The organism is Blautia sp. DFI.1.216 (genome assembly GCF_020594215.1).
In the GTDB taxonomy this organism is placed as follows: domain Bacteria; phylum Bacillota; class Clostridia; order Lachnospirales; family Lachnospiraceae; genus Blautia_A; species Blautia_A wexlerae.
In genome coordinates, this window is the sequence record NZ_JAJDML010000014.1 from 39,370 (window position 1) to 62,042 (window position 22,673).

16 protein-coding genes are annotated in these 22,673 nt (G+C 42.0%); 13 read left to right on the forward strand and 3 right to left on the reverse strand.

The annotated features are described in order from the left end of the window. Positions 1–113: 113 nt before the first annotated feature. The 13 genes from LJE11_RS07410 to ade all read left to right on the forward strand — a co-directional run bounded on the left by LJE11_RS07410 (position 114) and on the right by ade (position 17,715). On the forward strand, positions 114–1,913 hold the full coding sequence (locus tag LJE11_RS07410; protein WP_008705675.1) for a sensor histidine kinase: 1,800 nt from the start codon (positions 114–116) through the stop codon (positions 1,911–1,913). Beyond that, the gene (locus tag LJE11_RS07415) at positions 1,906–3,465 is read left to right on the forward strand and encodes a response regulator (RefSeq protein ID WP_008705673.1); all 1,560 of its coding nucleotides are present in this window, start codon (positions 1,906–1,908) and stop codon (positions 3,463–3,465) included. Before LJE11_RS07410 ends, LJE11_RS07415 begins: the two co-directional genes overlap by 8 nt. A gap of 80 nt (positions 3,466–3,545) precedes the next feature. Next, complete coding sequence (locus LJE11_RS07420; protein ID WP_227295769.1) at positions 3,546–5,666, forward strand: glycoside hydrolase family 3 C-terminal domain-containing protein; 2,121 nt, start codon at positions 3,546–3,548, stop codon at positions 5,664–5,666. An 85-nt stretch (positions 5,667–5,751) separates the two neighbouring features. Then, positions 5,752–6,822, forward strand: coding sequence for a DUF4340 domain-containing protein (locus LJE11_RS07425; protein WP_195280076.1), 1,071 nt, complete (start codon positions 5,752–5,754; stop codon positions 6,820–6,822). 179 nt (positions 6,823–7,001) lie between these two features. Beyond that, positions 7,002–8,240: a serine hydroxymethyltransferase gene (gene glyA / locus LJE11_RS07430; RefSeq protein WP_022380392.1), complete on the forward strand. Its 1,239-nt coding sequence runs from the start codon at positions 7,002–7,004 to the stop codon at positions 8,238–8,240. Between the two features lie 261 nt (positions 8,241–8,501). After that, a complete protein-coding gene (locus tag LJE11_RS07435) occupies positions 8,502–9,410 on the forward strand; it encodes an NAD(P)/FAD-dependent oxidoreductase (RefSeq protein WP_022380391.1) in 909 nt (302 codons plus the stop codon). A gap of 111 nt (positions 9,411–9,521) precedes the next feature. Then, a complete protein-coding gene (trxA, locus tag LJE11_RS07440; RefSeq protein WP_008705666.1) occupies positions 9,522–9,824 on the forward strand; it encodes a thioredoxin in 303 nt (100 codons plus the stop codon). 6 nt (positions 9,825–9,830) lie between these two features. Then, positions 9,831–11,507, forward strand: a complete 1,677-nt coding sequence (locus tag LJE11_RS07445; RefSeq protein ID WP_227295770.1) for a B12-binding domain-containing radical SAM protein — start codon at positions 9,831–9,833, stop codon at positions 11,505–11,507. 139 nt (positions 11,508–11,646) lie between these two features. Further along, a complete protein-coding gene (locus tag LJE11_RS07450; RefSeq protein WP_227295772.1) occupies positions 11,647–12,243 on the forward strand; it encodes an AIR synthase-related protein in 597 nt (198 codons plus the stop codon). 70 nt (positions 12,244–12,313) lie between these two features. Further along, complete coding sequence (locus LJE11_RS07455) at positions 12,314–12,814, forward strand: tRNA (cytidine(34)-2'-O)-methyltransferase (protein WP_008705660.1); 501 nt, start codon at positions 12,314–12,316, stop codon at positions 12,812–12,814. A 27-nt stretch (positions 12,815–12,841) separates the two neighbouring features. Further along, positions 12,842–13,411 (forward strand): TetR/AcrR family transcriptional regulator, encoded by a 570-nt coding sequence (locus LJE11_RS07460; protein ID WP_008705658.1) that lies wholly within the window; start codon positions 12,842–12,844, stop codon positions 13,409–13,411. Between the two features lie 324 nt (positions 13,412–13,735). Then, entirely contained in the window at positions 13,736–15,712 is a 1,977-nt protein-coding gene (locus LJE11_RS07465; RefSeq protein ID WP_025579804.1) for an oleate hydratase, read from the forward strand. Positions 15,713–15,990: 278 nt separating this feature from the next. Beyond that, positions 15,991–17,715, forward strand: a complete 1,725-nt coding sequence (gene ade, locus LJE11_RS07470) for an adenine deaminase (protein WP_055200003.1) — start codon at positions 15,991–15,993, stop codon at positions 17,713–17,715. 185 nt (positions 17,716–17,900) lie between these two features. Here the strand turns inward: ade and LJE11_RS07475 are convergent, their stop codons facing one another. From LJE11_RS07475 to LJE11_RS07485, 3 genes are read right to left on the reverse strand one after another with little or no spacing between them, the layout of a single operon-like run. Further along, the gene (locus tag LJE11_RS07475) at positions 17,901–19,313 is read right to left on the reverse strand and encodes a sensor histidine kinase (protein WP_118566110.1); all 1,413 of its coding nucleotides are present in this window, start codon (positions 19,311–19,313) and stop codon (positions 17,901–17,903) included. Beyond that, complete coding sequence (locus tag LJE11_RS07480) at positions 19,310–20,011, reverse strand: response regulator transcription factor (protein WP_025579807.1); 702 nt, start codon at positions 20,009–20,011, stop codon at positions 19,310–19,312. The genes LJE11_RS07475 and LJE11_RS07480 overlap by 4 nt, the downstream gene beginning before the upstream one ends. Positions 20,012–20,022: 11 nt before the next feature. Next, a complete protein-coding gene (locus LJE11_RS07485) occupies positions 20,023–22,404 on the reverse strand; it encodes an endonuclease MutS2 (protein ID WP_227295773.1) in 2,382 nt (793 codons plus the stop codon). Positions 22,405–22,673: the final 269 nt, after the last annotated feature.

Sequence of the window (22,673 nt, forward strand, 5' to 3'; positions counted from 1 at the left end):
CAGAATCTGTTGTATCCATTTACCATTGAACATGGTATGATATTGGGGAGGTAAAATCCCCCCCTGATCATGTGGGTATATGTGAAATTATGTGACAGATGAGGAAAGACAACATGAACAAATGGAAAACAAAATTCAGCCACTGGAAATTTGATAAAAAAATACTTTTACTTGTGACCGTCAGTATTCTTATTGTAACGCTGACGGTTGCAGGTGTTTCTCTGACTTTTTCTATAGCATCGATGAAAGAGCAGTCTGTAGAACTTCTGCAGATGCAGAATAATACAGTTGCGGAATCTTTTAAGGGATCAATGGATTCATATAAAGAAATCGTATTGGGTACGATCATGGATGATTCTGTGCAGAATTACTGCAGGCAGGTGCAGAAAAATGAGCTGAAGACAGCAGACATTGATGCAGTTTACAGCAAGCTGGAGAATCTGAATAATATGTATGAGAGTCTGAACTTTGCTGCCATTGTCAGTTCGGATTATAAAAGTTACTACTACAGAGGAAAGGGTTCTTTATCAGTTACGCAGTTTGAAGAAGTGTATCCCCAGGCATATGAGAGAAGCAAATATGCGCAGAAAGGAACGCTGAAAGTTTCCTATAATAACGATTATTATAACGATTATTATAAAGGGAACAGATATACATTGAGTCTGTATTATCCATTATATGATACCAGAAAAGTATCTGATGCAAGAGGGCTTCTGTGCATGAATTTCGATGATCCGGCAGTACAGAGGATGCTGGCTGTAGGAGATTCTTCAGCAGAAACAAGAGTAGTTGACACAGGTGGAATGATATTGCTTTCGAATGATAAAGAGGAGACAGGCCGTTACGTAAATTATATAGATGAGATGGAAAAAGGGATACAGATATTTACAAAGAATGGGAATATGTATGTATGCCAGAAGATTAAGAACTGGAATTATTATGTAGTCAGTTCGATTTCTTTTTATAAACTGATGGAATCAGGATTCCATATAATGGTTGTTGTGATTCTGGTTCTGATCATAGTGCTGATCATAGTAAGCATTATTATAAGAGCACTGGTCAGGAAAATGTATCAGCCCCTTAATAAGGTAGTATCTAATATGGATTATGTTGCAACAGGTTCCCTGAGAACAAGAATCAATGTTGACAATATGGGTGAAGATTTCACAAAGCTTGCAATTGGTTTTAACTCTATGATGGATGAAATCGAGGTGTTGATGGAACAGGTAAAACTGGAACAGCATCAGCTGGAGCAGATCCGTTTTAATGCCCTTCAGTCGCAGATTCAGCCGCATTTTCTTTATAATACACTGGAATGTATCCACTGGCAGGCGATTGCCGAAGGAAATAAAGAGATTTCCACAATGGTAAAGGCGCTGGCGAAATATTACAGGATCTGTCTCAGCAAAGGACATGACGTGATCACGATCAGAGAAGAAGTAGAGCATATCAGGAATTATATGATTATCCAGAACATGAGATACGACAACATTATCGGAAGTGAGATTGTTGTAGAATCTCAGGTGGAAGAAAGCCTGATACCGAAGCTGACCCTGCAGCCACTGGTAGAGAATTCCATTTATCATGGAATGAAAGTAAAAGAGGGAAAAACAGGTACACTTTATCTTACAGCATATAAAAATGAGGATGAAGTTATCATAAAGGTATCAGATACAGGCACAGGAATGAGTCAGGAACAGATAGATGAAATGAATGAACAGCTCTCCAGATACGAGGATTCCTTCGGATATGGAGTGCGAAACGTAAACAAGAGGATTGAACTTCTTTTTGGGGAGGGATATGGTCTTAATTACCAGAAGAATGATTCGGGTGGAGTAACTGTCGTGATCCATCTGCCATATCAGACAGAAATCAAAAAGAACACAGCGGGAGGCGAGTGGACGTGTGTATAGAGTACTGATTGTTGATGACGAAAAGATGATACGCATGGGGATGAAAAATGCCATAGACTGGAAGAAACTGGGAGTAGATGACGTATTTACTGCTGCGTCAGGAAACGAGGCTTTGAAGATTCTTAAAGAAGAAGGTCCTGAAATTATGGTTACAGATATCCAGATGACAGAAATGACAGGACTGGAACTGATTAAAGCGGCCAGAGAATCAGTACCTGAACTGCGTGTGATCGTGCTTACAGGCTTTGATAATTTTGAGTATGCAAGAGAGAGCCTGCGGCTTCAGGTGCAGGATTTCTTCCTGAAACCGATTGATGAAGATGATCTTTTCAATGCGATAGAAAAGCAGATAAAAGAACTGAAAGAGCAGGAAAACAAAGAGCAGAATCAGGCCAGAGTATGGCGCTCTCAAGGCTCTGTAGTGCAGATGAGACTGGAGCAGTGCATGAGAAATTTGGTGCATACAAAAGCAGATAAAGAAATGCAGTTGTATATTCTCCAGAAAGATTTTCAGTTTGATATTAAGCAGAAAATGAGCCTGATTCTTCTGGAACAGGGAATGTATACAGAACAGCAGAATGACGGAAAATTCCGTGCAATGACTGTTAAAAATGTCTGCATGAGCATGGTGGATTCCCAAAACAGAGGAATCACATTTGTAGATGATGACGGTACGATTGCGATTGTCTGTTTTGAAAAAGATGATGACGACAGCGTTCTGGAACAGATTGAAGAATTGTCGGATGTGCTGAAGGATGAATTTGAATATAAACCAAAGATTACGGTTGGAAGTGCTGTGCAAGGATTTGAAAATCTGGCAATTTCCTACAATGATGCCAGATATCTTCTGGAACATGAAAAAAAGAATATTCAGGACATTATACAGACGATGGGGGCTCAGAACAAGAAGAAAATCTTCTGGGAAATCTATGCAGAACTGCGAAATATCATGATTTCCAATATAGGAACTCCAGATTATGTACTAAAGGCATTTAATACCTTTATTAAGGCAACAGAATCCTATAATCTTTCCCCTTCTGCTGTGCGCAGATGTTGTTTCGAGATTGCCTCCTCTTTGATTTTTTCCTACATGGAAGTATCGTGTGAGGTGGAAGAAGGAAAGTTGGATGCACTCTCCAAGAGTCTGTCATCAGCAGGAAAAGAAGAGGCCTGTGAGATTACGAGAATGTTTATTGAGCAGCTTATTGAAAATGATGAAGAGGATGTACATTATACCATTTCCAATGCCAGACACTATATAGATGAGCATCTTGCAGAGGATATTTCGGTTTCCAGCATTGCGGAAAGTCTCTATATCACACCGAATTATTTCTCCAGATTATTTAAGCGGATTACAGGTGAAGGATGTAATGAATACATTGTCAGAAAGAGGATTGAGAAGGCGAAGAGCCTTCTGGAAACTACCAGCATCAAGACTGGAAAGATTGCTATGATGGTAGGATACAGAGATACGAATTATTTCTCACTGGCATTTAAGAAACATACAGGAAAATCTCCGACGAAATACAGAGAAGAAATGCAGAATACATAATGCAGGAGTAGCGGGCTGCGCTGAGGCTTTGTTAATACCTGCTGAATAATTATCAAATTATATAAACAGGAGGATCTGAAATGAAAGATCACAGAAAAGAAAGAACAGAAGCAAGAAAAAAAGCAGAAAAACTGGTATCACAGATGACGCTTCTGGAGAAGGCTTCCCAGTTAAAATACGATGCTGCTCCCGTGAAAAGACTGGGTGTTCCGGCATACAATTACTGGAATGAAGCACTGCATGGAGTAGCCAGAGCAGGTGTGGCAACCATGTTCCCACAGGCAATTGCAATGGCTGCAGTATTTGACGATGAAGAGATGAAAAAAGTTGGCGATATCATTGCAACTGAGGGAAGAGCAAAATACAATGCATATTCTGCAAAAGAAGACAGAGATATTTACAAGGGTCTTACTTTCTGGTCCCCCAATGTAAACATTTTCAGAGATCCGAGATGGGGCAGAGGGCATGAAACCTATGGTGAGGATCCATATCTGACGTCCAGACTTGGCGTGAAATTCGTAGAAGGAATCCAGGGTGACGGACCTGTAATGAAAGCGGCAGCATGTGCAAAGCATTATGCAGTGCACAGCGGTCCGGAATCGCTCAGACATGAATTTGATGCACAGGCAAGCATGAAGGATATGTGGGAAACATATCTTCCGGCTTTTGAAGCGCTTGTAACAGAAGCGGATGTTGAGGCTGTAATGGGTGCTTATAACAGGACAAACGGAGAACCCTGCTGTGCACATAAATATCTTATGGAAGATGTCCTGAGAGGAAAATGGAAATTCGAAGGTCATTATACTTCTGACTGCTGGGCAATCCGTGACTTTCATGAACATCACATGGTAACTTCCACACCAAGACAGTCCGCTGCTATGGCATTAAATGCAGGCTGTGACCTGAACTGTGGAAATACCTATCTTCATATGATGGGAGCTTATCAGGATGGACTGGTAACAGAAGAGAAAATTACAGAATCCGCAGTAAGACTGCTGACAACCAGATATCTGCTGGGCCTGTTTGACGGAAGTGAATATGATAAGATACCGTATAGTGTGGTAGAGTGCAAAGAGCACATTGATGAAGCTCTTAAGATGGCAAGAAAGAGCTGCGTACTTCTGAAGAATGATGGAGTTCTTCCGATTGATAAAACAAAAGTAAATACTATTGGTGTCATCGGCCCGAATGCAAATAGCCGTGCAGCTCTTATTGGAAATTATCATGGAACATCTTCAGAATATATTACTGTTCTTGAAGGAATCCGTGAAGAAGCAGGTGACGATGTAAGGATCCTTTACTCTCAGGGATGTGATTTATATAAAGACAAAGTTGAAAATCTGGCATGGGATCAGGACAGAATTTCTGAGGCAGTAATTACAGCGGAAAACAGCGATGTAGTCATACTCTGCGTAGGTCTTGATGAGACTCTGGAGGGAGAAGAAGGAGATACCGGAAACAGTGATGCATCCGGGGACAAAGTTGATCTTCATCTTCCGAAAGTACAGGAAGAACTGATCGAGAAAGTAACAGCAGTAGGAAAACCTACCATCGTAGTTCTGATGGCAGGAAGTGCGATTGACCTGAATTATGCGCAGGATAACTGTAATGGAATCCTTCTTGCATGGTATCCGGGAGCAAGAGGCGGACGTGCAATAGCAGATCTTCTCTTCGGAAAAGAATCTCCATCAGGAAAACTTCCGATAACCTTCTATAAAGACCTGGAAGGAATGCCGGAATTCACAGATTACTCTATGAAAAACAGAACTTACCGTTATATGGAAAAAGAGGCACTTTATCCATTTGGATACGGACTTACATACAGTGATACCTGCGTAACAGAAGCAGAGGTTGTCGGTGAAGTATCAGCAGAGTCCGATATCGTGTTAAAAGCAACTGTTAAGAACAATGGAACAGTAGATACAGATGAAGTTGTTCAGGTGTATATCAAAGACCTTGATTCTCTGCTTGCAGTTCGTAACTACAGTCTCTGCGGATTTAAGAGAGTATCTCTGAAAGCGGGAGAAGAGAAATCTGTAGAATTTACAATTTCTAATAAAGCAATGAATATAGTTGATGAAGATGGAAATCGTTACATCGCAGGAAAACATTTCCGTTTATTTGCAGGAGTATCCCAGCCGGATACAAGAAGTGCAGAACTGACAGGACATAAGCCTGCTGAGGTAGAAATTGCACTTTAACCGAACGGAGTAAGTATTCTGTTTCAATTGCGAAAAGTAACATAAAATAAAAACCATATTATATATGGACAGGAGGAACACAGACATGAAAAACAAAATTAAAAAAATATTACTTCTTGGAATGACAGCCATGTTTACTGCCGGTGCAGCAGGCACAGCAGTTATATCCTGTCCTGTATGGGCAGATGAAGCAGAACAAAACTCTGAGACTGCAGAAGAGCCAAAAGCAGAAGATGCAGCTGTGGAAGAAGAAATTGCTGATCAGACAGATGATAAAACAGAAAATACAGATTTAAAAACTGTAGAACATCCAAGAATGTCTGTCTATTCCATTCGCAGATTTTCCATTGTAAAGGACGGCGAAGAAGTATTTCAGATCAAACAGGAACCGGCAGATTATAAGATGGATTTCGACTACTGGGAAATTACCAATCCGTATGATGAGATTGCAACAGTAAACACAGAGAATATGTATGAAATGTTTGGAGTGCTGGCTGCTTTTGATCTCAGCAACGGCGTCGATGCAGCAAATACAGATACCGGACTGGATAATACAAAGACATATTTTACAGTAGATTTTGTAAATACAGTTAACGATGACACAGCAAAAGAAACGCAGGATGCAGATGCAACAGCAACGATCCTTATTGGAAATACAGATGAGAATGGTGACTATTATGCATGCGTAAAAGGATACGAAGAGGCTGTTTATCTGCTTTCAAAAGAGTCGGTGAACAGTCTTCTGGAGCTGAAACCGTTTAATTTGATCCTGAAGATTCCGGCATTGGTAAATATTGATACACTTGACAGTGTGGATATAAGCATTGGAAAGAAAACCTATACCATGAAGCTGGATGGCAGCGATTATAAATTCGGAAAGAAAACTGTAAAGAAGGAGAAATTTACTGAATTGTATCAGGCGCTTCAAAGTATAATGCTTGATTCGGAAGTTGAAGAAACAAAAGATGCAGCAGATAAGGAAGAAGTGCTGACTGTAACATTCCACAGAAACACAGAAGAAGCTCCGGAAGTAACTCTGAAATATTTTGCATATGATGATACTTATGATAGTCTGGAAATCAATGGAACCGAGAGATTTCTTGTGAAAGCGGAAGATGTGGATGCACTGGTAAAACAGATTAAAAAAGCGTTTTAATCGAATCGAATCTGTTATTTGCTACAGAGCTCAGCAGAGAAACATAATATGTGGTATCCTAATTTATATCATAAAATATTTTGGTACACGGACAAATGTCTTTTGGTGATTGACATGATGGATAGAATTGGTTATAATCGGAATAATTACTGAGCGTATAACAAAGGAGGAGCACGAAGATGTATTCAATCGACGACGTAGCAAAGACAGACAAGGATATCGCAGATCTGATCGAGGCGGAGCTTGCACGCCAGAATTCCCATATTGAGCTGATCGCTTCAGAGAACTGGGTAAGTAAAGCAGTTATGGCAGCAATGGGAAGCCCTCTTACTAATAAATATGCGGAAGGATATCCGGGGAAGAGATTTTACGGCGGATGTTCCTGCGTGGATGAGGTGGAAGCTCTTGCAATCGAACGTGCGAAAGAATTATTCGGATGTGAATATGCAAATGTACAGCCACACTCCGGAGCACAGGCAAATATGGCAGTCTTTTTTGCAATGTTGCAGACGGGAGATACTGTAATGGGTATGAATCTGGATCATGGTGGACATCTGACACATGGAAGTCCTGCAAATATGTCCGGAACCTACTTCAAGCCGGTATATTATGGAGTAAATGATGACGGCGTGATCGATTATGAAGAAGTCAGAAGAATCGCCATTGAGAATAAACCAAAGCTGATCGTAGCAGGTGCAAGTGCCTATGCCAGAGTTATTGATTTTAAGAAATTCCGTGAGATCGCAGATGAAGTTGGGGCTTATCTGATGGTGGATATGGCGCATATCGCCGGTCTGGTAGCAGGTGGACAGCATCCAAGCCCGATTCCTTATGCAGACGTTGTGACTACAACCACACACAAAACTCTGCGTGGACCAAGAGGCGGCCTGATCTTAAGCAGCGCAGAGAATGCAAAGAAATTTAACTTTAATAAAGCAGTATTTCCGGGAATCCAGGGTGGTCCTCTGATGCACGTGATCGCTGCCAAGGCAGTATGTTTCAAAGAAGCGCTTCAGCCGGAATTTAAGGACTATGCGAAGATGATCGTTGAGAATGCGCAGGCACTTTGCAAAGGACTCCAGAAACGAGGAATTGATATCGTTTCCGGTGGCACAGACAATCATCTGATGCTTGTAGACCTCAGAAGTCTGGGCGTTACAGGCAAGCAGATGGAGAATCTTCTTGATGAAGTAAACATTACCTGCAATAAGAATGCAATTCCAAATGATCCCCAGTCTCCATTTGTTACAAGCGGTGTACGTCTCGGAACAGCAGCAGTTACTTCACGAGGCATGAAACCGGAAGATATGGATAAGATTGCAGAAGCAATTGCTATGACCTTAAAAGAAGAAGGCAGCCAGGAAAAGGCAAAGGCAATCGTCAAAGAACTTACAGACAAATATCCTCTGGTTGGATAAATAAATCATACAAAATAATGTATAAAAGCGAAATGCATGGTTCATGAGTGAACAGCACTTCGCTTTTATTTATTATGTCGCTGAATCGAGAAACTTATTTAACCAAATTATACCAAAATTATCCAAATAAAATCATGGATTTTTTTCAGAAAACGTAGTATAGTAACAATAGCTGATAATAAGTTACTGAGAACAGAGTGAACAGTAACGATGATATATCACAGTATATTGAAAACAATAACAGAGAGCAGGTGACAGAATTTGGAAAAAGTGATAATCATAGGTGCCGGACCTGCAGGAATTTCCGCTGCGCTTTATGCAGTTCGTGGAAATCTGGATCCCCTGGTGATCAATAATGGGATCGGTGCTTTGGAAAAAGCAGAGAAAATAGAAAACTATTACGGACTGGAACATCCGCTGTCCGGTCAGGAATTATATGATACAGGAATCGCTCAGGCGAAAGCACTGGGCGTACGAATATTGGATGCACAGGTTCTGGGAGTCGGCGGGTTTGATACTTTTGTGGTAAAAACTACAGAAGGTGAATTCGAGACTCAGAGTCTGATTCTTGCAACAGGAAGTAAGCGCGCTGCACCGAAGATCCCGGGTGTTAAAGAATTTGAGGGAAAAGGTGTCAGCTACTGTGCAATCTGCGATGCTTTCTTTTACAGAGGCAAGGATGTAGCAGTTCTGGGAAACGGTGATTTCGCCATGCATGAAGCAAAGGAATTGTCAAATACTGCTTCTACAGTAACCATTTATACAAACGGTGAAGAACCGAAATTTACACCTGAAGAAAATATCAGTGTAAACACAATGAAGATCCAGTCTGTAGAGGGCGATGATCTGGTATCCGGAATCCGTCTTGAACCTGATGTGCAGGCAGAGGAAATAAAGGCAGAAGCAGGTCAGCAGGCAAATGATTTCTGTCCTGCAGAGGGTGTATTTATTGCAATGGGAACTGCAGGCAGTACTGAGATTGCCCGCCAGATGGGAGCTGAACTTACTGAAAAAGGAAACATTAAAGTTAACGAAAATATGGAAACAACCATCCCGGGACTCTATGCGGCAGGTGACTGTACAGGTGGACTTCTTCAGGTGGCGAAAGCTGTGTATGAGGGAGCACAGGCAGGTATTAATGCAGGGAAGTATGTAAGATCTTTAAAATAAAAAATCTAAAATAAAAATTGAAAATTTAACAGGGTTATAGTGTTGATATTATAAAACCAGAGAACTTACATTGCAAATTTTTATAAAGAATAAGCAAAGGAGATATAAATCATGGCAAAAGAGATTACAACAGCAAATTTTGAAACAGAAGTATTAAAATCTGAGAAACCGGTTCTTATAGATTTCTGGGCAACATGGTGTGGACCATGTATGCGTCAGGGTCCGGTTGTAGAAGAACTGGCAGAAGAGGGATACGCAGTGGGAAAAGTAGACGTAGATCAGAATATGGCACTTGCACAGCAGTTTCGTGTAGTCAGCATTCCGACACTGATCCTGTTTAAAGACGGTGCGGAAGTGAAACGCTTCGTAGGTCTTACTTCCAAAGAAGAGCTGAAGAGTGCACTGGAAGGCTAAAGATTTATGAAGATTTTATTAGTGGCATGCAATGCAAAATATATTCATTCTAATCTTGCTGTTTATGATCTGCAGGCATATGCATCCGATTACGCAGATCATATTGTATTAAAGGAATATACCATCAACCAGCAGAAAGATGATATCATGCGTGATATTTACCTGGAGCATCCTGATGTGGTATGCGTGTCCTGTTATATCTGGAACCTTTCTTTTGTAAAAGAACTGATGGCAGATCTGATAAAGATTCTTCCGGGCGCCGACTTCTGGGCCGGCGGTCCGGAAGTTTCTTATGATGCGGAGAAATTCCTGACAGAAAACTCAGAATTTAAAGGTGTTATGGTCGGGGAAGGTGAAGAAACATTTAAAGAACTTGCCGGATATTATGTGAAAAAAAATCCGCAGGATCTGAAAGATATGACAGGAATCTGTTACAGAGACGGAGATCAGATCATACATAATGGATGGCGCCAGATCATGGACTTAAGCAGTATTCCATTTATTTACAAAGATTTGTCCGAGTTTAAGAACAGGATCATTTATTATGAAAGCAGCAGAGGATGTCCGTTCTCCTGCAGTTACTGTCTTTCTTCCATTGATAAGAAACTGCGTTTCAGAGATACAGAGACAGTAAAGAAAGAGCTGCAGTTTTTTATAGACAATAAGGTTCCGCAGGTAAAGTTTGTAGACCGTACCTTTAACTGTAAACATGACCATGCAATGGCAATCTGGAAGTATATTAATGAACACGATAATGGTGTGACAAACTTCCATTTTGAGATTTCAGCAGATCTGTTAAGAGAAGAGGAACTGCAGGAAATGTCCACTATGCGTCCGGGCCTGATTCAGTTGGAGATCGGAGTACAGTCAACAAATCCGGATACGATTAAGGCAATTCACAGAACTATGGATTTTGAAAAACTGAAAGGAATTGTTGACAGAATCCACAGCTTTGGAAATATCCATCAGCATCTGGACCTGATCGCAGGACTTCCCTATGAAGATTACGACAGCTTCCGGCATTCCTTTAATGATGTCTATGCGTTGAAACCACAGCAGCTTCAGCTGGGCTTTTTGAAGGTGTTAAAGGGTTCCCATATGATGGAGATGTGCAGGGAATATGGTATTGTATACAAAACACAGGAGCCTTATGAGGTACTTTCCACGAAGTGGCTGGATTATGACCATGTTTTGAAGCTGAAAACTGTGGAAAATATGGTGGAAGTGTATTATAATAGTGGACAATTCCAGAATACACTTGAATATCTGGAAAACTTTTTCCAGGATGCTTTCTCGATTTATGAGAGACTGGGCAGCTTTTACATGGAAAAGGGCTATGGTGATGTTTCTCATACAAGAATGCGAAGATATGAGATCCTGCTGGAATTTCTTGAGGATGTGCCGGAGATTTCCATGGATCAGGTAAAAGACCAGATGGTATATGATCTCTATCTGAGAGAAAACCTGAAAAGCCGTCCTGGCTTTGCCAGAGATCAGAAGCCTTTTGAGAGACAGGTATGGGACTTCAGAAAACGGGAAAAAGTGGCAAAGAATGCACATGTGGAAGTATTTGCAGATGGAACAGTGCTGTTGTTTAACTATGCAGACCGTGATCCGCTGACTAACAATGCTCATGTGACAGATGTGACGAAAGATGTGTTTGAGAACCTGAACAGAGATTAAAGAGGTGAAGAGAAATGGGAATGTTTAATCCAAAGAACCGTAAAGTGATCACAGCAATTATTGCAATCATTCTGGTACTGGCAATGGTAGTGCCGACAGTTCTGTCTCTGATCGTATAATAAATTTTCGGAGGAAAAGAATGAGACTGGGACAGGCGGCAATGGAGGCTCTGAGGGCAGAAATAACCGGATGCCTGAAACCGGGAGATGAACTGGTAGTGGCATGCCCGGTGGCTTTGAAAGGAACCTCTGTAATAGCAAAAAATAAAAAGGACAAACTGGCAGAGCGATTCTCTGCCGGTTTTATTCAGAATTGCGTTTCACTTTGGGATGCTTATGGAGCCGGCAGTATTGTCTGGAAAATTGCGCAGGAGGCAGATGCCAGCGCATTATATGCTATGGGTGAGGGCGGCTTTTTAAGTGCGCTCTGGAAGATGGCAGAAGCTTCAGAAGTAGGACTGGAAGCAGACTTCCGTAAGGTACCGATTCGTCAGGAGACCATAGAAGTGTGCGAGATTTTTGACCTGAATCCATATAAGCTTCAGGCAGATGGAGCAGTATTGATTGGAATCCGCGGAGGTGAAGCACTGGTACAGAGGCTTCGCAATGAAGGATTTATGGCAGAGATCATCGGACAGACAAACAGCGGTAATGACCGGCTTCTCTACAGTGGCGGCAGTGCCCGCTATCTGGAACGTCCGGCAGAGGATGAACTGCAGCAACTTCTCAAAGAGTAACTGCAGGAAACTTAAGAGACAATTTTCTAAGAAGAGACAGACGATTAATAACAAGAGGAATAAAAAGAAAATGGCAAAATTAAATATTGTACTTCACGAGCCGGAGATTCCTGCAAACACAGGAAATATCGGCCGTACCTGTGTGGCAACAGGAACCAGACTCCATCTTATCGAGCCTCTGGGATTTTCCTTAAGTGAGAAAGCCTTAAAGAGAGCAGGAATGGATTACTGGAAAGATCTGGATGTAACTACATATCTGGACTTTGAGGACTTTCTGGAGAAGAATCCCGGGGCAAAAATTTACTATGCAACAACAAAAGCGCCTCAGACTTATACAGACGTTCATTATGAAGAAGACTGCTACATCATGTTTGGAAAAGAGAGTGCAGGGATCCCGGAGGATATTCTGGTCAATAATCAGGAAACCTGCGTAAGAATCCCTATGATCGGAGATATCCGTTCTCTGAATCTGAGCAATTCCGTAGCAATCGTTCTGTACGAAGCACTGCGCCAGAATAATTTTGACCACATGAATCTGGAAGGACACCTGAGAAACTACGACTGGAAATAATCACAGTAAGCAGACAGGAGGAGTTATATGCCAAATACCACAAAAGCAGCTCTGGAAGAATCCCTGAAACGGCTTCTTCTGAAGAAACCTCTGGACAAGATCACGATAACAGATATTACCACGGACTGCGGGATAAGCCGCATGGCTTTCTACTATCATTTCAAGGATATTTATGATCTGGTTGAATGGTCCTGCGTGGAAGATGGGACAAAAGCCCTTCAGGGCAAAAAGACTTCTGAATCCTGGACAGAAGGGCTGACCCAGATATTTGAGGCAGTGCTGGAAAACAAACCGTTTATTATGAATGTTTACAGAAATGTGGACAGGGAGCGGATAGAAAATTATCTTTTTAAATTAACCTATGATCTGATCGTGGGTGTGGTGGAAGAAAAAAGCAAGGGTCTGAATATCACAGAAGAGGATAAAAAATTTATTGCAGACTTCTATAAATATGGTTTTGTGGGAATCATACTTGAGTGGATCAGGGAAGGGATGAAAGAAAATATTGAAGATCTGGTAAGAATGATGGATTTGACACTTCGCGATACAGTGACTACATCTATTCATAACTTTCAGAAAAATAATATGGAAAAATAATCATATAAAAATTCTTTACAAAAGCCGCAGGGTGATAAAAAACTTATCATTCGGCGGCTTTTGTAAATTGTAGAATCATATTTTAACTGTTAATATACAGCCATAGCAACAAACAGATAATTCAGACGGATGAAATGCTTATGATGTGGGAAACATACAGATAAGAATGTAAAAGTCATGAAGATGTCTTGCCGGGAGATCAAGAGATTTCCGGCAGGCGAAAAGAGTTTCCGGGAAATGGGTAAAGCAGAGAGTAAAAAGCATTTAAGATAACGAATCTGAAAGAACTTCTAAAGAAGAATTCAAGAAAGGTGGATGTGTATTATGAGTAAAAATAAAGGTTTAGGACTTATATCCGCATTGGCAGTTGGAGCAGGCGTGGCAGCAGTGGCAGTAGGAAAGAAGTATAAAACAGCTGAGACAAAGAAAAAAGAAGATTATGACGCACTTCATAATACAAGTGAATATCGCAATACAGAACGTGGAAAATATGAGAAAAACAGTAAGGGAATTTATTATACAAACGGTAACTATGAAGCATTTGCACGTCCAAGAAAGCCGGAAGGCGTAGATGATAAACATGCTTATATCGTAGGAAGCGGACTGGCTTCTCTTGCAGCAGCCTGTTTCCTTGTACGTGACGGACAGATGCCCGGAAAGAATATCCACATTCTGGAAGCAATGGATATTGCAGGCGGAGCATGTGACGGTATCTTTGATCCGAGCCGCGGATATGTGATGCGTGGGGGACGTGAGATGGAAAACCATTTCGAGTGCTTATGGGATCTTTTCAGAAGTATTCCATCCATTGAAACACCTGGTATATCTGTACTTGATGAATATTACTGGCTGAATAAGGAAGACCCCAACTATTCTCTCTGTCGTGCAACAAAAGAGAGAGGCAAGGATGCTCATACAGACGGTAAATTCAATCTGAGCCAGAAGGGCTGCATGGAGATCATGAAGCTGTTCATGACAAAGGATGAAGATCTTTATGACAAGACAATTGAAGATGTATTTGACGATGAAGTATTTGATTCCACATTCTGGTTATACTGGAGAACCATGTTCGCATTTGAGAACTGGCACAGTGCACTGGAAATGAAACTGTACTTCCAGAGATTTATCCATCACATTTCCGGACTTCCGGATTTCAGTGCCCTGAAATTCACAAAATATAATCAGTACGAATCCCTGATCCTGCCAATGCAGAAATATCTGGAAGAAGCAGGTGTTGAATTCCAGTTCAATACAGAGGTTACAAACGTACTTTTTGAGTTTGAAGGCAATAAGAAGATTGCAAAAGCAATCGAGTGTAAGGTGAATGGCGTAGAAAAGGGAATTGTTCTTACAGAAAACGACTTTGTATTTGTGACAAACGGAAGCTGTACAGAGGGAACCATCTATGGCGATCAGAATCATGCACCGAACGGAGATGCAGAAGTTCGTACAAGTGGATGCTGGAGTCTCTGGAAAAATATCGCAAAACAGGATCCGTCCTTCGGACATCCTGAGAAATTCTGTTCTGATATTGCTAAGACAAATTGGGAGTCAGCAACAGTGACTACTCTGGATGATAAGATCATTCCTTATATTACAGATATCTGCAAACGTGATCCGAGAACAGGCAAGGTTGTTACAGGCGGTATTGTAAGCTGTCAGGATTCCAGCTGGTTATTAAGCTGGACGATCAATAGACAGGGACAGTTCAAGGATCAGGACAAAGACAAGGTTTGTGTATGGGTATATGGTCTGTTTACAGATGTACCTGGTGATTATATCAAGAAGCCTATGAAGGAGTGTACAGGTAAGGAAATCACAGAAGAGTGGCTCTATCATCTTGGCGTTCCGGTTGACCAGATTGAAGACATGGCTGAGAACAGTGCAGTTTGTGTACCGACCATGATGCCTTATATTACAGCATTCTTTATGCCGAGAACAAAGGGTGACAGACCTGATGTTATTCCGGATGGCTGTGTAAACTTCGCATTCCTCGGACAGTTTGCCGATACACCAAGAGATACTGTATTTACTACTGAATATTCCGTAAGAACTGCTATGGAGGCTGTGTATGGACTTCTGGGTGTTGACAGAGGTGTGCCGGAAGTATGGGGCAGTGTTTATGATATCAGAGAATTACTGGATAGCAGTGTGAAGCTGATGGATGGAAAATCTCCACTGGAGATCGAACTTCCGGGACCACTGGATATGCTGAAGAAACCGCTTCTGAAAGCTGTTAAGGGAACTGTGATCGAGAAAGTACTCAGAGATCATGATGTGATCAAAGATTATATGATGTAAATATAGAGATGTAAGTGATATGAAAAGGCTGCAGGAGATATCCGGCAGCCTTTTTGTAAAGCCGTTAAAAGTTGATGGAAAGTTGCTTTGGTAAAGAAAAAACAGGTTGCAAATTAAAAAGACAGATGATAATATATAATGAAATATATAGAAAAAAATGATTGGGACAATAAAAAGTCTGAAAAAACAAGTAAATATGATAATATATTGGAAGCTTTACTGTAATAATGAATGTGTGGCGCAGGAGGGCTTTCAAGGGAGCGAAAGGAGGTTTTTTTATGGAACTTGAGATGTATCGCAGGTATTCGCAGATGGCAAGAGGTATTGAGAAGGCTGAGTTGGTGTTTAAAAATGGGCGTGTGTTCAGCTCTGGTACGGGAGAATTTATTGATGGTGATGTGGCTGTTGCAGATGGAATTGTGATCGGAGTCGGTACATATGAAGGAGAGACAGAGATTGATCTGGAAGGAAAAGTAATCTGTCCGGGATTTATCGACAGTCATCTGCATCTGGAATCTACTCTGGTGACGCCGGGTGAGCTGGTCCGGCAGGCTGCACAGTGTGGAACTACAACATTTATTGTAGATCCTCATGAGTCTGCAAATGTATCCGGTACGGATGGAATTGATTATATCCTGGATCAGACAGAAGATGCACCGGCGAATGTATATGTGATGATGCCTTCCTGTGTTCCGGCGACTCATGTGGATGATAACGGGTGTATTCTTACAGCAGGAAAGATGAAGGGATATCTGGAACATCCGAGGATTCTGGGACTTGGTGAAGTGATGGATGCGCCTTCTGTGATTAACGGAAGTGTTGCCATGCATGAAAAGCTCCAGCTGTTTCAGGACAGAGTGAAGGATGGCCATGCACCGTTTCTGGCATCTGGGGATCTGGCTGCATATGTACTTGGCGGAATTGACACAGATCATGAGTGTGTGGATTATGAGTATGCAATGGCTGAGGCAAGAAATGGAATGCAGGTATTGATACGTGAGGGAAGTGCAGCAAGAAATCTGGATGCTATTGTGAAGGGGATTGTGGAACACCATACAGATACGTCAGGTTTCTGCTTCTGTACTGATGATAAGCATATCGAAGAAATTCGTAAAGAGGGGCATATCAATTATAATGTGAAGCGGGCTGTACAGCTTGGACTTCCGGTTGAGAAAGCACTGCAGATGGCAACGATCCAGCCTGCAAGATGTTATGGTTTATACAGACTTGGAATGATCGCACCCGGAAGACAGGCAGATTTTGTCATTCTGGATAATGTGGCAGATCTGAATGTTGTAGATGTATATCATTGTGGTAAGAAGATCATTAAAGATGAGAAAGCAGAATTGAAACCATGTCCTCCATATCTGAAAAATACAGTTCATGTATCAGGTTTCAGTGAGGAACGTCTGAAACTGAAACATCCGGGAACAAAGGCAAGAGTGATTCAGATGCTTGAGAAACAGATTGTGACAAGGGATGTTCTGGAAGAGGTTCCATGGATAGAATCGGATGGTGAGAAATATTTTGCTCCGGACGGGGAATATCAGAAGATTGCAGTAATAGAGCGTCATAAGAATACGGGCAAGATGGGAGTGGGCATTATAAAAGGCTATGGAATCCGCGGCGGAGCTATTGCTTCCAGTGTTTCTCATGATTCCCACAATATTATTGTAGTAGGAGATAATGATCGTGATATGGCTGTTGCTGTAAAAGAAATGATGCGGACGCAAGGTGGTTATACTCTGGTATGCAATGGAGAGATTTATGGAACCTTACCACTTCCTGTCATGGGACTGATGAGCGATGCCGGCTACGAGAGTGTAAACGAAGCACTTGCAAAAATGATTCCGAAGGCCCATGAGATGGGAGTGAAAGAAGGATTTGATCCGTTTATCACCTTGTCATTTATGGCACTTCCTGTGATTCCTGAAATCAGGATCACACCGAGAGGAATCTATCTCGTAAATGAAGACAGAATGCTGAGAACACCGTTTAGTTAAGGTGGGTGAAATGTCTTAAATGCATTATTTACGAGGATTGCCATAGAATAAAAAAAATACCGTAATAAAAGTAAATGATATATACTTTTGTTACGGTATTTTTTATAGCAGTCCTCTCAGACACGCTCCAGGTAAGAGGGTTGTTACAGGTATATTTAAGACAATATTTTTCAAGTGAAAGAAATTTATTTCGTTTTCTCCAGAGTAAAGATAAATTCGGTTCCCACACCTTCTGTACTGATCACATCAATATTCTGGTTATGTGCATTGATGATCTCTTTGACTATAGAAAGTCCAAGTCCGGTGCCTTTACGGTCTTTTCCGCGGGATGCATCAATTTTGTAGAAACGATCCCAGATTTTGCCCAGACTTTCTTTGGGAATGCCGGTTCCGTAATCTTTTACAGAAACGAAGACCTTACCGCTTTTTACAGTTGTTTCAATCTGAACAGAGGAATTATCATTGCTGAATTTAATGGCATTATCAAGAAGGTTGTAAAGAACCTGCTGAATTTGTTCCATATCAGCTCTGACATAAAGTTCATGTCCGGAGAGAAGCAGCTCCAGACGGATCTGGCGGCTGGTGCAGATGCCTTCAAATGTAGCTGCTGTGTTTTTGATGGTATCATTGATATCAAAACGCTGAATGTGCATCATCCGTTTTTTCATATCCAGTTCATTCAGAGTCAGAAGACTGCGGGTGAGTTTTTCAAGACGTTCAGATTCAAAAGCGATGATCTTCAGATACCGTTCCTGCATCTCATAGGGGATGGTACCGTCCAGTATGGCATTGACATATCCCTTGATGGAGGTAAGGGGAGAACGGAAATCATGAGAGACATTTGCAATGAATTTACGCTGATATTCTCCGTTTTTGTTCAGTTCATCGGACATATAATTCAGAGTTTTGGCAAGATATCCCATTTCATCATCAGAAGTAACGTCTATTTTATATGCAAGATTACCTCCTGCATATTCACTGGCACCTTTCATGATCCTGGCCAGGGGCTTACGTATGTAGTGGCTGTAAGCCCAGAGCAGAAGACTGGTGGCTGCATAGCACAGGAGAAAGATTACCTGCATGATAAAAAGAATACTGCTTCGGCTCTGATAAAGGTTTGTCATCGAATAATGGATTGCCACGTAACCTTTGGTTTCCATATCAGAGGTGATCGGGGCAATAACACTCAAATGATCTGTTTTAAAGAAACCATAAAACTTTCCAATCTGATAATAGTTGCTTCCCCATTTGGAAGCATCGAATTCTTCCAGTGGGATTGGATCCCGGACATCAATATTTTTCTGTGTACTTACAATGATTTCACCGTTACTGTTGATGATCCACAATACAGCATCCTGAAAATCGGAAATTGCACATAAGTGTTCCTGAAGAGTATCTACTGTACTGGAAGAGATATTGCCTTTAACTGCTTCGTTAGATGCAATATTGTGCGCTTCTGTATAGAGTGCGGCACTTAAAGAGTGTTCCAGATGCTTTTCCACCATATAAGAACCGCCGAGGGTTATGAGGAAAAATCCCAAAATTCCGATGAGAATATAAAATCTCAGGAATTTTGTGGAAAGATGATGCTGTTTCATGGATTTTTTACCTCAAATTTGTATCCGATTCCCCATACGGTGGCAATGGACCAGTGAGGATTGTCTTTGATCTTTTCACGAAGACGTTTGATATGAACGTCTACAGTACGGGTATCACCGATGTATTCGTAACCCCAGATATGATCCAGAAGCTGTTCACGGGTAAATACCTGGTTTGGTGATGCTGCAAGGAAATAGAGAAGTTCCAGTTCCTTTGGCGGCATATCAACCTGACGACCCATATATGTGACTGCATAGTTTGTCAGATTAACGGTCAGATCCGGGTAAGTAACACATTTTTCACTGGAAGAAGGCGCTGGCTGTTTAACCTGGAAACGGCGCAGGACAGCACGTACACGGGCAACCAGTTCCTTGGAATCAAAGGGTTTGATCATATAGTCATCTGCACCCAGTTCAAGTCCGAGAACCTTGTCAAAGGTTTCGCCTTTTGCTGAAAGCATAATGATGGGAACATCAGAGGTATGTCGGATTTCACGACATACCTGATAACCGTCAATTCCGGGAAGCATCAGATCCAGAATGATCAGATCCGGGCGGAAGGAGGCAAATTCCCTTAACGCTTCTTCTCCGTCATTTACGATTTTTGTCTCGAAGCATTCTTTGGTAAGATACAGGGCAATAAGCTCTGCGATATTGTTATCATCATCAACAATAAGGATTTTCTGTTTGGAAACCATGGCGGTCCCTCCTATTTCTTAAATTCTACAATAGTAACACCTGCATCTCCTTCGCCGAATTCTCCAAGGCGGAAGGATTCCACATGCTTCTGGCGCTTCAGATAATTGTGTACACCTTTTCTTAGAGCACCGGTTCCTTTACCATGAACAATACGGACAGATTTCAGATGAGCGATATAAGCATCATCCAGATATTTGTCAAGCTCTGCAACTGCTTCATCTACCGTTTTGCCAAGCAGGTTGATCTCTGTGGATACATGGGCTGCTTTTGACATGCGGATTTTACCTGCACCTGTACGCTGCATGGTTGGGGTGGTGATCTCTGCTTCATCGATCAGTTCCAGATCAGAGATGTGAACCTTGGAACGGATGATACCCATCTGCACGAAGAGGAAACCTTTGTTGTCCGGACGGCTGCTGACAGTACCTTTCAGATTCATGCTGAGAACCTTAACTGCATCGCCGAGGGAGATATCTTTGGCTGTGAGTTCCTTCTTCGGTTTCTTTGCAGCAGTTTTCTGAGTCATGCCTTTCTCTGCTTTATTCATATGTTTGCGCAGATTCTGGCGTTCTTTTTCCACAGCAGAGAGATCCACATGGTCTTTCTGGAATTTGTGGAACATCTTCATAGTCTGGTCTGCATATTCCTTGGCTTCGCAGAGAACTGCATGAGCTTCCTCATTGGCCTGACGGATGATGCGGTCTCGCTGCTCGTTCAACTTCTCCTGCTTGGATTCCATTTCGGATTTCAGAGAGGCAATTTCCTGTTTATACTGTTCAATCTCGCGGCGTTCATTTTCAATAGTTATACGGCTGCTTTCCAGGGAACTGAGAACATCTTCGAAAGATTCATCCTGTTCACTGATCTGTTCTTTGGCCTTATCGATGATATAGTCCGGAAGTCCAAGCTTGGAAGAAATGGCGAATGCATTACTTTTCCCGGGAACACCGATCAGCAGGCGGTAGGTCGGGCGGAGCGTTTCCACGTCAAATTCGCAGCAGGCATTTTCTACACCTGAGGTGGAGAGTGCATATACCTTCAGCTCACTGTAATGGGTGGTTGCCATAGTGCGGATTCCCTGTTCATGAAGATGGGAAAGGATCGCAATGGCAAGGGCAGCACCCTCTGTCGGATCTGTACCTGCACCAAGCTCATCGAAAAGGACAAGAGAGTGACGGTTGGCCTTTTTCAGGAAAGAAACCACGTTGGTCATATGTGAGGAGAATGTACTTAATGACTGTTCAATACTCTGTTCATCACCGATATCAGCATAAACTTCTTCAAACAGTGCAAGCTCTGAGCGGTCCAGTGTGGGAATATGAAGACCGGACTGGCCCATGAGAGTGAGAAGTCCGACAGTCTTTAAAGATACAGTTTTACCACCGGTGTTCGGACCGGTGATAACAAGCAAGTCGAAATCATCGCCGAGACGGATATCAATGGGAACAGCTTTCTTCTTATCAATGAGAGGGTGGCGTGCCTGTTTCAGACGGATGCGTCCTTCATCATTGAAGATTGGTTCTGTTGCATTCATATCCATGGCAAGGGATGCTCTGGCAAAAATAACGTCAAGCTGTACCATGATATTAAGATCTGCGCGGATAGAGTCGGTCTGTTCTGCAGTTTGCTGGCTCAGAGTGGAAAGGATCACTTCAATCTCTTTTTGTTCTTCCAGTTCCAGCTCGCGGATGTCATTATTTAGTTTTACGATTGCCATAGGTTCGATAAATAAAGTAGAACCTGTGGAGGACTGATCGTGTACCATACCCGGAACCTGTCCTTTGTATTCTGCCTTGACCGGAATGCAGTAGCGTCCGTTTCTCATGGTAATAACGGAATCCTGCAGATAATTGCGGGCACTTCCGTTTACAAGAGAGGAGAGCTGTGTATGGATCCTGTCTCCGGTAATCTTCATGTTTCTTCGAATCTGGCGGAGGTTGCTGCTTGCATCATCACTGATCTCATCTTCTGAGAGGATGCATCTGCGGATCTCTGTTGTAAGAGGAGTCAGTGGTTCCAGTGCCTCGAACATCCCGTCCAGAGAGTCCGGGAGAGAATCACCGCGCTCACTTCTGGAATAAGCTTTGACACGATTGGTGTTCTCAAGAAGGCTGCAGATGGCAAGAAGTTCACCAATCCCCAGAGAACTTCCGATTTCCAGACGTTTCAGAGAACCACGCACATCTTTGACGCTGCCAAAGGAAATATTTCCTTTCTGGAAAAGACGGGTAAGTGCATCTCTGGTCTGAGTCTGCATATGTCGGATTTCATCAATATCTGTGGATGGCTCCAGCTTCCGGCAGATTTCTTTTCCCATGGAAGAGGAAGCCTTGTCTGTCAGCATATTGATGATTTTATAATATTCAAGTGCTTTATATGCTTTCTGATTCATTGTCTGTTTAAATCTCCTGATAGATATCTTTATAATTTGCTGTCCCTGATATTATAGCATTTTCTGTTATGGAAATGTACTCCGGGATTATAGCAATTCTAAAAAATAATTGTAACTGTGTAACGGTGGTTACTGTTCACACATCACTATCCCGCGAGGTGTTTTGGCATGAATATGCCAAAATCCCGAGACATACAAGCCAAAATTCCATTGCCGCAGGCAATCTGGAATGAATTTTGGCTAAGTTACTGTGAACGGAGTGAACAGTA

Coding starts and splice junctions, on each gene's coding strand:
- ade (WP_055200003.1), top strand. CDS start 15,991: ATGGAACTTGAGATGTATCGCAGGTATTCGCAGATGGCAAGAGGTATT.
- LJE11_RS07475 (WP_118566110.1), bottom strand. CDS start 19,313: ATGAAACAGCATCATCTTTCCACAAAATTCCTGAGATTTTATATTCTC.
- LJE11_RS07445 (WP_227295770.1), top strand. CDS start 9,831: ATGAAGATTTTATTAGTGGCATGCAATGCAAAATATATTCATTCTAAT.
- LJE11_RS07425 (WP_195280076.1), top strand. CDS start 5,752: ATGAAAAACAAAATTAAAAAAATATTACTTCTTGGAATGACAGCCATG.
- LJE11_RS07485 (WP_227295773.1), bottom strand. CDS start 22,404: ATGAATCAGAAAGCATATAAAGCACTTGAATATTATAAAATCATCAAT.
- LJE11_RS07420 (WP_227295769.1), top strand. CDS start 3,546: ATGAAAGATCACAGAAAAGAAAGAACAGAAGCAAGAAAAAAAGCAGAA.
- LJE11_RS07455 (WP_008705660.1), top strand. CDS start 12,314: ATGGCAAAATTAAATATTGTACTTCACGAGCCGGAGATTCCTGCAAAC.
- LJE11_RS07460 (WP_008705658.1), top strand. CDS start 12,842: ATGCCAAATACCACAAAAGCAGCTCTGGAAGAATCCCTGAAACGGCTT.
- LJE11_RS07480 (WP_025579807.1), bottom strand. CDS start 20,011: ATGGTTTCCAAACAGAAAATCCTTATTGTTGATGATGATAACAATATC.
- glyA (WP_022380392.1), top strand. CDS start 7,002: ATGTATTCAATCGACGACGTAGCAAAGACAGACAAGGATATCGCAGAT.
- LJE11_RS07410 (WP_008705675.1), top strand. CDS start 114: ATGAACAAATGGAAAACAAAATTCAGCCACTGGAAATTTGATAAAAAA.
- LJE11_RS07450 (WP_227295772.1), top strand. CDS start 11,647: ATGAGACTGGGACAGGCGGCAATGGAGGCTCTGAGGGCAGAAATAACC.
- trxA (WP_008705666.1), top strand. CDS start 9,522: ATGGCAAAAGAGATTACAACAGCAAATTTTGAAACAGAAGTATTAAAA.
- LJE11_RS07465 (WP_025579804.1), top strand. CDS start 13,736: ATGAGTAAAAATAAAGGTTTAGGACTTATATCCGCATTGGCAGTTGGA.